The sequence below is a fragment of the Amycolatopsis tucumanensis genome (assembly GCF_021654135.1).
In the GTDB taxonomy this organism is placed as follows: Bacteria; Actinomycetota; Actinomycetes; order Mycobacteriales; family Pseudonocardiaceae; genus Amycolatopsis_E; species Amycolatopsis_E tucumanensis.
In genome coordinates this window covers 70364-80487 of the sequence record NZ_JAKGSD010000039.1, presented here as the reverse complement: position 1 = coordinate 80487, position 10124 = coordinate 70364, and the positions used below count along the sequence as shown (strand labels likewise).

The window sequence follows — 10124 nt, the reverse complement described above, 5'->3', positions numbered from 1 at the left end:
AGCTAATCAACTGGCTTTAGCTCATCAATACACTGTTGAGTTCTCAAACAACACGTTTTGTTGTGTCACCCGACGACCCCTCCAGCGCGCGAAGTCTCGCGACTCCAATTTCGCTGTGGTTTCGCCCGGCGGCGGTCACCCACTCTACCACCATCGGTGGGAGCTTGGTTCGTGACCCCCCGCCTGGTACCCCGCGCTCCTGGGCCTCTCGGACCCGGCCCGGTCTCCCTGGCGACGAAGAGAACTTTACATGGTCGGAAACCCCCCTCGAACAGGGGGGTCCCTTAACCGCGTTTGCCCTGGTCAGGCCAGCAATTTGACCCCGGCGGTGTTCCGCTTGCCGCGGCGGACCACGAGCCACGTCCCGTGCAGGGCGTCCCCGAGCTCCGGCCGCCACTCCTCGTCGGCGATCTTCGCGTTGTTCACGTACGCGCCGCCCTCCTTCACGGTGCGGCGGGCAGCGCCCTTGCTGTCCACGAGACCCGTGGCCACGAGGAGGTCGACGATCGTCGGCTCGTCCGCGAGCCGCACCTCGCCCACCGGCACCTCGGCCATGACCGCGTCGAGCGTGCGGGCGTCCAGCTCCGCCAGCTCACCGCGGCCGAACAGCGCCTGGCTCGCGGCGATGACCTGGCGCGTCTGGTCCTCCCCGTGCACCAGCGTCGTCAGCTCCTCGGCGAGCCGGCGCTGGCCGGCCCGCAGGTGCGGCTTCTCCTCCGTGAGCCGCGCGATCTCGTCGATCTCCTCGCGCGGCACGAAGGTCAGCATGCGCAGGTAGGGCAGGACGTCGGAGTCCGCGACGTTCACGAAGTACTGGAACCACGCGTACGGCGAGGTCATCTCCGGGTCGAGCCACAGGTTCCCGCCGCCGGTGGACTTGCCGAACTTGCGGCCCTCCGAGTCGGTGACCAGCGGCGTGGTCAGCGCGTGCACGCTCGCGCCGTCGACCTTGCGGATGTAATCCACCCCGCCGACGATGTTGCCCCACTGGTCCGAGCCGCCGATCTGCAGCTTCGTCCCGTACTTCCGGAACAGCGTCAGGTAGTCGTAGGACTGCAGGAGCAGGTAGCTGAACTCGGTGTAGGAGATGCCGTCGGAGGCCAGGCGCCGCTTCACCGTCTCCCGCGCCAGCATCACGTTCACCGAGAAGTGCTTGCCGACGTCACGCAGGAAGTCCAGCGCCGACACGTCCTTGAACCAGTTCAGGTTGTTCTCCACGATCGCCCCCGTCGGCGAGTCGTCGAAGGTCACGAACTTCTCCAGCTGCACCCGGATCTTCTCCAGCCGGGCGGCGGTCACCTCAGGCGTGACCAGCGAGCGCTCGCCGACGTCCCGCGGGTCGCCGATCTGGCCGGTCGCTCCCCCGCCGAGCACGATCGGCCGGTGGCCCGCCTGCTGGAACCGGGCGAGCGTCAGCAGCTGGACGAGGTGGCCGGCGTGCAGGCTTTCCGCGGTCGGGTCGAAACCGCCATAGAGGGTGAGCGGACCGGCGTCCAGGTCCTTCCGCAGCGCGTCGATGTCGGTGGACTGCGCGATCAGCCCGCGCCAGGACAGTTCGTCGAGGATGTGTTCGCTCACGGCTCGATACTCTCCTACGAGGTCAACCGACTATTTGGCGGGGCGGGCCCGTCCGCCGCGCCGGTAGAGCGACACGGCCGGGGAGTCGTCGATCCAGAACCGCCATGGGGTGTCCATCGCCGCCGCCACCCCGACCCGCGGGCCGGACCGGACGCGCTCGGCGGGGATCTCCTCCCCCGTCAGCAGGCGCACCGGCGACTGCGGGTCCACCAGGTCGGCGCCGTTGTGCTGCGGGCCGATGCCGAGCGCGGACGTCAGCCGCGCCGGCCCGCGAGCCAGCTCGACGTCCTTGCGCGCGGCCTTGCGCCGGGATCGGGCCAGGTGCGCGCCGTCGGTGATCTCGGCGGCGCGCAACAGCACCGCTCCCGCCTCGCCGTCCTCCCGGCCGACCACGTTGGCGCAGAAGTGCATGCCGTAGACGAAGTACACGTACAGGTGACCCGCCGGGCCCCACATGACCGTGTTGCGCGCGGTGCGCCCGCGGTAGCAGTGCGACGCGGGGTCGTCCTCCCCGCGGTAGGCCTCCACCTCGACCAGCCGCGCGCGGACGGTGCCTTCGGAGCCCGTGCACTCCAGCACCGAGCCGAGCAGGACCTGGGCCAGGTCGACCGGGTCGATCGCCAGCTCCTCGCGTTTGAACAGGCGTCCGGTCATCGCAGCACCACCTCGCCACCGGGCGTGGCGAGCACCGCTTCCAGCCGCGGGGCCGGGCCGGTGACGACCGTCAGCGCGGCCTCCACCGCGGCGAGCGGGCCCGCGACGAGGCCCGGATCGGGGTGGACGCCGGTCAGCGACACCAGCGATGCGCCCTCGGGCAGGCTCTCGCTCGGGTGCGGCGAGTCCTGCCAGTCGATCAGGAACGGCACCACTTCCCCGTCCTGCACTGGGAAAGCCAACGACCAGCTCAGCAGCACGCCGTCCGGCCGCCGTCGCGACATCGGCCGCGCGTCGCCGAACGGGTAGCCGGCGGCCCGCGACCGCTCCAGCGCCGCGGCCAGGTCCGGCACCCGGATCGCCCAGGCGACCAGCCGGGGGCCGGACAGGTCGTCGATGCCGAACCAGCGCGGCCCGTCCGGCGCATCCTGCTCCGGGTCGGGGCCGATGACCTCCAGGTAGGCCCCGTCGCCGAGCCCGGTCAGGTGGTTGCGCGTGCCGCGCCCCGGGTGCGGGCCGCCGGGCACGAGGTCGATCCCGCGCCCGCGCAGCTCCGCCACCGTCCCGGCGAGGTCCGGTGTCGCGTAGACGAGGTGGTCGAGGTTCACCCGATCCACTGCCGGTGGTCGGCGACCCGCGCGACGAGCCGCTCCAGCTGTTCGGCCACGCGCGCCGGGGCGGTGCCGCCGCGGGCGTCGCGGGAGGCCACCGAGCCCTCCACGGTCAGCACCTCCCGCACCCGCGGGGTCAGCGCCGGGCTGATCTTCTCCAGCTCCTCGTCGGTGAGCTCGTCCAGGCCGGCGCCGCGCGCCTCGGCCACCCGCACGCACTCCCCCGCCGCTTCGTGCGCGACGCGGAACGGCACGCCCTGCCGCACCAGCCACTCGGCGATGTCGGTGGCGAGGGTGAAGCCGGCCGGGGCGAGCTCGGCCAGCCGCCCTGTGTGGAAGGTCAGGGTGCCGACCATCCCGGCGATGGCCGGGAACAGCAGCTCCAGCTGCTCGACCGAGTCGAAGACCGGTTCCTTGTCCTCCTGCAGGTCCCGGTTGTAGGCCAGTGGCATGCCCTTGAGCGTGGCGAGCAGGCCGGTCAGGTTGCCGATCAGCCGTCCGGACTTGCCGCGCGTCAGCTCGGCGACGTCGGGGTTCTTCTTCTGCGGCATGATCGAACTGCCGGTGGCCCAGGCGTCGTCGAGCGTCACGTAGCCGAACTCGGCGGTGTTCCAGATGATGACCTCTTCGGCGATGCGGGAGAGGTTCACGCCCAGCATGGCCAGCACGAACGCGAACTCGGCGGCGAAGTCGCGGGACGCGGTGCCGTCGATCGAGTTGTCCACGCTGGTGGCGAAGCCCAGCTCGGCGGCGACGGCCTCCGGGTCGAGCCCGAGCGACGACCCGGCCAGCGCGCCCGAACCGTAGGGCGACTCGGCCGTGCGGGCGTCCCAGTCGCGCAGCCGGCTCACATCGCGCAGCAGCGACTGCGCGTGCGCGAGCAGGTGGTGCGCCAGCAGCACCGGCTGGGCGTGCTGGAGGTGGGTGCGGCCCGGCAGGATCGCGTCCGGGTGGCGGCGCGCCTGGGCGACCAGTGCGTCCACGACGTCCAGCGCGCCGGCCGCGACGCGCTTGCCCGCGTCGCGCAGCCACATCCGGAACAGCGTGGCGACCTGGTCGTTGCGGGACCGGCCGGCGCGCAGCTTGCCGCCCAGTTCGGCGCCCGCGCGCTCGATGAGGCCGCGCTCCAGGGCGGTGTGCACGTCCTCGTCGGCGACCGTCGGCGTGAACTCACCCGAGGCGACGTCCGCGGCGAGCGCGTCCAGGGCGGCGAGCATCCGGGTCAGCTCGTCCTCGGTGAGGAGCCCGGCCCGGTGCAGCACCCGGGCGTGGGCCCGGGAACCGGCGATGTCGTAGGGCGCCAGCCGCCAGTCGAAGTGGGTCGACGCGCTCAGCGCCGCCATCGCCTCGGCCGGTCCGCTGCTGAAGCGCCCGCCCCAGAGCGCGATCCCCGGTTGGCCGTTGTCTGCCATGTGTTCGTCTCAGCCTTCGCTCATCCGTCGTCGTGCAAGTCCAAAGTAGAGGAACGCCGCGCCAGCGCCGAGAACCGGTCGGCCAGGTCCCGGCCGGTGAGCGGCTCCCTGGCGATCACCGCGACGGTGTCGTCGCCCGCGATCGACCCGACCACCTCCTCCAGCGCGGCCCGGTCGATCGCGCTGGCCAGGAACTGCGCCGCGCCCGGCGGCGTGCGCAGCACCGTCAGGTTCCCGGACGCGTCCACCGACACCATCAGCTCCGCCAGCAACCGCGACAGCCGCGACGTCCCGCCCTGGACCCCGCGCACCGGGCTGCCGTCCTCGGGGATCACGTACACCGGCGCGCCGGAGTCCGCGCCCCGCAGCTTGACCGCGCCCAGCTCGTCGAGGTCCCTGGACAACGTAGCCTGCGTGACCTCGACGCCCTCCGCCGCCAGCAGCTTCGCCAGCTCGGTCTGGCTGCGGATGGCCATCGACGAGACCAGCTCGACGATGCGGGCCTGCCGGGCGGCGCGGTTCATCGTCGCGAAGCCTCCTGCTCCAGGAGCCAGACCAGCAGCGCCTTCTGCGCGTGCAGGCGGTTCTCGGCCTCGTCCCACACCGCGCTGGCCGGGCCGTCGATCACCTCGTCGGTGATCTCCCAGCCGCGGTGGGCGGGCAGGCAGTGCAGCACGATCGCGTCGTCCCCGGCCTCGGCCAGCAGCTCGGTGTTGACCTGCAGCTTCTTGAACGGGGTGACCCGGTCCATGCCGTCGTTCTCCTGGCCCATCGAGGTCCAGGTGTCGGTGACCAGCACGTCGGCGCCCTCGACCGCGGCGTGCGGCTCGGTGAACAGGCCGACGCTGCCGCCGGTCTCCGCCGCCCGCTTCTTGGCGTCGGTCACCACGTCGGCGTCCGGCTGGAAGCCCTCCGGCGCCACGACCCGCACGTGCAGGCCCGCGGTGACCCCGCCGAGCAGCAGCGAGTGGGCCATGTTGTTGGCGCCGTCGCCGAGGTAGGTGAGCGTGAGGCCGGCGAGCTTGCCCTTGCGCTCGCGGATGGTCTGCAGGTCCGCCAGCACCTGGCACGGGTGGAACTCGTCGGTGAGTGCGTTGACCACCGGGACCGTGGCGGCCGAGGCCATCGCCACGATGCGCTGCTGGGCGAAGGTGCGCCAGACGACGGCGTCGACGTAGCGGGACAGCACCCGCGCGGTGTCCTCGATCGTCTCCTCGCGGCCCAGCTGCATCGAGCGGCCGTCCACGATGATCGGGTGGCCGCCCAGCTGGGCGATGCCGACCTCGAACGACAGCCGGGTCCGGGTCGAGTTCTTCTCGAACAGCACGGCCACCGACTTCGGGCCGGCCAGTGCCCGGTTGGACAGCGGGTCCTTCTTCAGCTCGGCGGCCAGGTCGAGGACGGCCAGCTGTTCGTCCGGGGTCAGGTCGTCGTCGCGCAGGAAGTGGCGGAGCATCGGGCAGTCAGTCCTTCGTGGTGGTGGTGTCGAGCGCGCCGGGCAGCGCGGCGAGGAAGCCCTCGGCCTGCTCCTGGCTCAGGATCAGGGGCGGGGCCAGCCGGATCGTGTCGGGAGCGACCGGGTTGACCAGGTAGCCCGCGGCCTGGGCGGCCTGGGCCACGGCGGTCGAGACGGGCTCGCCGAGCGTGATGCCGATCAGCAGGCCGGCGCCGCGTACGCCCTTGACCAGCGGGTGGGCCATCTCCTCGACGCCGGCGGCGATGTCCTTGCCCACGCGGGAGACGTGGTCGATCAGGCCGTCGCGGGAGATCGCGCGCAGCACCGCGAGCCCGGCCGCGCAGCAGACCGGGTTGCCGCCGAACGTGGTGCCGTGCTGGCCGGGCTTGAACAACTCGCCCGCCTCGCCGACGCCGATCACCGCGCCCAGCGGCAGGCCGCCGCCGAGGCCCTTGGCCAGGGTGATGACGTCGGGGGTGATCCCGGCCCGCTGGAAGGCGAACCAGTCGCCGGTGCGGCCGATGCCGGTCTGCACCTCGTCGAGCACCAGCAGGGCGCCGGCAGCCTTGGTGATCTCGCGCGCGGCCTGCAGGTAGCCGTCGGGCGCGGGGATGACACCGCCCTCGCCGAGGATCGGCTCGAGGAACACCGCGGCGGTCTCGGTGTCGACGGCCGCGCGCAGGGCGTCCACGTCGCCGAACGGGACGTGCACCACGCCCGGGACCAGCGGCTCGAACGGCTGCTTCTTGCCGGGCTGGCCGGTCAGCGACAGCGAGCCCATCGTGCGGCCGTGGAAGGCGCCCTCGCAGGCGACGACCTTGGTGCGGCCGGTGAGCCTGCTGATCTTCAGCGCCGCCTCGTTGGCCTCCGCGCCGGAGTTGACGAACAGGACCTTGCCCTGCCCGGTCAGGCCGGCGACGTCGAGCAGCGCCTCGGCCAGCTCGACGGTCACCGGGTTGACGTAGAGGTTGGAGGTGTGGCCCAGCTTGGTGATCTGCTCGGTCACCGCGGCCACGATGTCCGGGTGGGCGTGCCCCAGCGCGTTGACCGCGATGCCGCCGACCAGGTCGACGTACTCGGCCCCGTCGGCGTCCCAGACGCGGGCGCCCTCGCCGCGCACCAGGGTGAGGCCGGGGGTGCCGTAGTTGTCCATGAGCGCGGACTGCCAGTGCTGCCTGCCGTCCGCGTTGGAGGAGAGTGCGTCCATCAGGACTCCTGTTCGGGGAGGACCATGGTGCCGATCCCGCGCGAGGTGAACACCTCGAGCAGGACCGAGTGGGCGATGCGGCCGTCGATGACGTGGGCACGGCGGGTGCCGCCGCGCACCGCGCGCACGCAGGCCTCCATCTTCGGGATCATGCCGCTGGCCAGGGTCGGGAGCAGTTCTTCGAGCCGGTCCACGCGAATCCGGTCGATCAGCGACGAGCGGTCCGGCCAGTTCGCGTAGAGGCCCTCGACGTCGGTCAGCACGACCAGCTTCTCGGCGTCCAGCGCGGCGGCGAGCGCGCCCGCCGCGGTGTCGGCGTTGACGTTGTGCACCACGCCGTCCGCGTCGGGGGCCACTGTGGACACCACGGGGATGCGGCCCGCGTTGACGATGTCCAGCACCGCGTCCGGGTTGACCGAGGCGACCTCGCCGACCAGGCCGACGTCGACGGACTCGCCGTTCACGGTGGCCTGCTTGCGTTCGGCGGTGAACAGCTGCGCGTCCTCACCGGAGATGCCGACCGCGTACGGGCCGTGGGCGTTGATGAGCCCGACCAGCTCGCGGCTCACCTGCCCGACCAGGACCATGCGGACGATGTCCATCGTCTCCGGGGTGGTGACGCGCAGGCCACCGCGGAACTCGCCTTCGATGCCGAGCCTGCTCAGCATGGCGGTGATCTGGGGGCCGCCGCCGTGCACGACGACCGGGCGCAGGCCGGCCAGCCGCAGGAACACCATGTCCTGGGCGAACGCGCGCTTGAGCTCGTCGTCGATCATCGCGTTGCCGCCGTACTTGACGACGACGGTGGCGCCGTGGAACCGCTGCAGCCACGGCAGGGCCTCGATCAGCACGCCGGCCTTCTCGGCCGCGGTGGCCATCCGGTCGTCGGCCGCGACCAGTTCGGGAGGAGTCATGAGGAGTAGGCGCTGTTCTCTTCGACGTAGGCGTGCGACAGGTCGGTCGTGAAGATCGTGGCCGTGCTGGCGCCGACGCCCAGGTCGATCACGATCTCGATGGCACGGCCGGACAGGTCCGCGGCCGAACGGTCGGCCGCGGTGGTGCCGTTCGCGAACAGGGTGACGCCGTTGATGCTGATCGACAGCGTGCCCGGGTCGATCTCGGCCTGGGCGCGCCCCACGGCCATCGCGACACGGCCCCAGTTCGGGTCCGAGCCGAACAACGCGGTCTTGACCAGGTTGTCCTCGGCGACGGTGCGTCCGACGTTGATCGCGTCCTGCTCGCTGGCCGCGCCGCGCACGACGACGTCGACCTCCTTCGTGACGCCCTCGGAGTCCGCGCGCAGCTGCTGGACGAGGTCCATGCAGGCGGCGGTGAGGACGTCGGTGAACTCGTCCAGGCCCGGGGTGACGCCGCTGGCGCCCGACGCGAGCACGAGGACGGTGTCGTTGGTGGACGTGCCGCCGTCGACGTCGAGGCGGTCGAAGGTGACGCGGGTGGCGGCCCGCAGCGCGGCGTCGAGCGCGTCCGGGTCGACGACCGCGTCGGTGGTGAGGACGGACAGCATCGTGGCCAGGTTCGGGGCGAGCATGCCGGCGCCCTTGGCGAACCCGCCGACGCTCCAGCCGCCGTCGTGGCTCCGCAGCGTCTGCTTCGGCTTGGTGTCCGTGGTCATCACGGCGGTCGCGGCGGCCAGCGCCGAATCGCTCGTGGTGTCCAGCGCCTTGACCGCGGCGTCCACACCGGACAGCACGGCGGGCATCGGCAGCCGCTCCCCGATCAGGCCGGTCGAGCACACCGCGACGTCGATCGCGCCGACCTCCAGCAGCTCGGCGACCTTCTCGGCGGTGGCGTGGGTGTCCTGGAAGCCGCCGGGCCCGGTGGCCGCGTTCGCGCCGCCGGAGTTGAGCACGACCGCGCGCAACCGCTTGTGCCGCAGCACTTCCTGGGACCACAGCACCGGCGCCGCCTTGACGACGTTGCGGGTGAAGACCCCCGCCGCCGCCTGCTCGGGCCCGTCGTTGACGACGAGCGCGAGGTCCAGGGCGCCGGATGCCTTGATCCCGGCGGCCACGCCTGCGGCGCGGAACCCCTTGGGTCCGGTCACGGTCACGGTGCGACTCCTACTGTCGGAAGGCCGGTGGTCTCGGGGAGACCGAGTGCGATGTTCATGGACTGGATGGCGCCGCCCGCGGTGCCCTTGGTCAGGTTGTCGATCGCGGCCACGACGACCAGGCGGCCCGCGTCGGCGTCCACCGCGACCTGCAGCTGCACGTTGTTCGAGCCCAGCGTCGCCGAGGTGACCGGCCAGCTGCCCTCGGGCAGGACCTGCACGAACGGCTCGGCCTGGTAGGCCTTCTCGTACACCGCGCGCGCCGCCGCCGTGTCGGTCTCGCCTGCCAGCGGCGCGCTCGCCGTGGTGAGGATGCCGCGCGGCATCGGCGCGAGGACCGGCGTGAACGACACGGTCACCGGCACGCCGGCCACCGAGGTCAGGTTCTGCGCGAACTCGGGCGTGTGCCGGTGCGCGCCGCCGACGCCGTACGCGCTCGCCGAGCCCATCACCTCGGAACCGAGCAGGTGCGGCTTGAGGCTCTTGCCCGCGCCGGACGTGCCCGTCACGGCCGTGATGGTCACCTCCGGCCGCACCAGGCCCGCTGCCAGTGCGGGAGCCAGCGCGAGCGTGCCCCCGGTCGGGAAGCAGCCCGGGACGGCGATCCGCTTGGCGCCGGCCAGCTTCTCGCGCGCGCCCGGCAGCTCGGGCAGGCCGTAGGGCCAGGTCCCGGCGTGGTCGCCGCCGTACCAGCGCTGCCAGTCGGCCGCGCTGGTCAGGCGGTGGTCGGCGCCCAGGTCGACGACCAGGACGTCGGGCCCGAGCTGGGCCGCGATCTCCGCTGAATGACCATGCGGCAGCGCGAGGAAGACCACGTCGTGGCCCCCCAGCGTCTCCGCGCTGGTCTCCTGCAGGATCCGCCCGGCCAGCGGGACCAGGTGGGGCTGGTGCTGACCCAGCGGTGTGCCCGCGCTGCTCGCCGCCGTCACCGCACCGATTTCGACCTCGGGGTGCGCCAGCAGCAGGCGGAGGGCTTCCCCGCCCGCGTACCCGCTCGCCCCGGCCACCGCGACCTTCACCGTCATACGTATGATTATGCATTGCGGCGGAAGATCAATCAAACGAGTTCCGGCAGGGTCACACCGGCCGGGGCTGCGGTGTCAGCGCTCAGCGGTCATCGTCACCTCCGGAATCC

The 10124-nt window shown here is 72.2% G+C and carries 10 protein-coding genes; all 10 read right to left on the bottom strand.

The genetic code is table 11. The annotated features are described in order from the left end of the window. Positions 1 to 303: 303 nt before the first annotated feature. Genes tyrS through argC form a run of 10 tightly spaced genes read right to left on the bottom strand, consistent with a single transcriptional unit; the run spans position 304 to position 10014 of the window. Positions 304 to 1578, bottom strand: a complete 1275-nt coding sequence (gene tyrS, locus L2C96_RS30715; RefSeq protein WP_027930652.1) for a tyrosine--tRNA ligase — start codon at positions 1576 to 1578, stop codon at positions 304 to 306. Positions 1579 to 1608: 30 nt separating this feature from the next. After that, positions 1609 to 2232, bottom strand: a complete 624-nt coding sequence (locus L2C96_RS30710) for a DNA-3-methyladenine glycosylase (protein ID WP_237338680.1) — start codon at positions 2230 to 2232, stop codon at positions 1609 to 1611. Further along, the gene (locus L2C96_RS30705) at positions 2229 to 2840 is read right to left on the bottom strand and encodes a VOC family protein (RefSeq protein WP_237338679.1); all 612 of its coding nucleotides are present in this window, start codon (positions 2838 to 2840) and stop codon (positions 2229 to 2231) included. Before L2C96_RS30705 ends, L2C96_RS30710 begins: the two co-directional genes overlap by 4 nt. After that, a complete protein-coding gene (gene argH / locus L2C96_RS30700) occupies positions 2837 to 4255 on the bottom strand; it encodes an argininosuccinate lyase (protein WP_237338678.1) in 1419 nt (472 codons plus the stop codon). The genes L2C96_RS30705 and argH overlap by 4 nt, the downstream gene beginning before the upstream one ends. Positions 4256 to 4275: 20 nt before the next feature. Further along, positions 4276 to 4779, bottom strand: coding sequence for an arginine repressor (locus L2C96_RS30695; RefSeq protein ID WP_020420428.1), 504 nt, complete (start codon positions 4777 to 4779; stop codon positions 4276 to 4278). After that, positions 4776 to 5711 (bottom strand): ornithine carbamoyltransferase, encoded by a 936-nt coding sequence (argF, locus tag L2C96_RS30690; protein ID WP_017981992.1) that lies wholly within the window; start codon positions 5709 to 5711, stop codon positions 4776 to 4778. Before argF ends, L2C96_RS30695 begins: the two co-directional genes overlap by 4 nt. A gap of 7 nt (positions 5712 to 5718) precedes the next feature. After that, a complete protein-coding gene (locus L2C96_RS30685; RefSeq protein WP_237338677.1) occupies positions 5719 to 6918 on the bottom strand; it encodes an acetylornithine transaminase in 1200 nt (399 codons plus the stop codon). Then, positions 6918 to 7832: an acetylglutamate kinase gene (gene argB / locus L2C96_RS30680; RefSeq protein WP_017981990.1), complete on the bottom strand. Its 915-nt coding sequence runs from the start codon at positions 7830 to 7832 to the stop codon at positions 6918 to 6920. The genes L2C96_RS30685 and argB overlap by 1 nt, the downstream gene beginning before the upstream one ends. Further along, a complete protein-coding gene (gene argJ, locus L2C96_RS30675; RefSeq protein WP_237338676.1) occupies positions 7829 to 8989 on the bottom strand; it encodes a bifunctional glutamate N-acetyltransferase/amino-acid acetyltransferase ArgJ in 1161 nt (386 codons plus the stop codon). Before argJ ends, argB begins: the two co-directional genes overlap by 4 nt. Further along, complete coding sequence (gene argC, locus L2C96_RS30670; protein WP_020420424.1) at positions 8986 to 10014, bottom strand: N-acetyl-gamma-glutamyl-phosphate reductase; 1029 nt, start codon at positions 10012 to 10014, stop codon at positions 8986 to 8988. The genes argJ and argC overlap by 4 nt, the downstream gene beginning before the upstream one ends. Between the last annotated feature and the right edge of the window lie 110 nt (positions 10015 to 10124).

Excerpts from the sequence above, each read along its gene's own strand:
- argC (WP_020420424.1), bottom strand. The coding sequence starts at position 10,014 with ATGACGGTGAAGGTCGCGGTGGCCGGGGCGAGCGGGTACGCGGGCGGG.
- argF (WP_017981992.1), bottom strand. The coding sequence starts at position 5,711 with ATGCTCCGCCACTTCCTGCGCGACGACGACCTGACCCCGGACGAACAG.
- argB (WP_017981990.1), bottom strand. The coding sequence starts at position 7,832 with ATGACTCCTCCCGAACTGGTCGCGGCCGACGACCGGATGGCCACCGCG.
- L2C96_RS30685 (WP_237338677.1), bottom strand. The coding sequence starts at position 6,918 with ATGGACGCACTCTCCTCCAACGCGGACGGCAGGCAGCACTGGCAGTCC.
- L2C96_RS30695 (WP_020420428.1), bottom strand. The coding sequence starts at position 4,779 with ATGAACCGCGCCGCCCGGCAGGCCCGCATCGTCGAGCTGGTCTCGTCG.
- argH (WP_237338678.1), bottom strand. The coding sequence starts at position 4,255 with ATGGCAGACAACGGCCAACCGGGGATCGCGCTCTGGGGCGGGCGCTTC.
- L2C96_RS30710 (WP_237338680.1), bottom strand. The coding sequence starts at position 2,232 with ATGACCGGACGCCTGTTCAAACGCGAGGAGCTGGCGATCGACCCGGTC.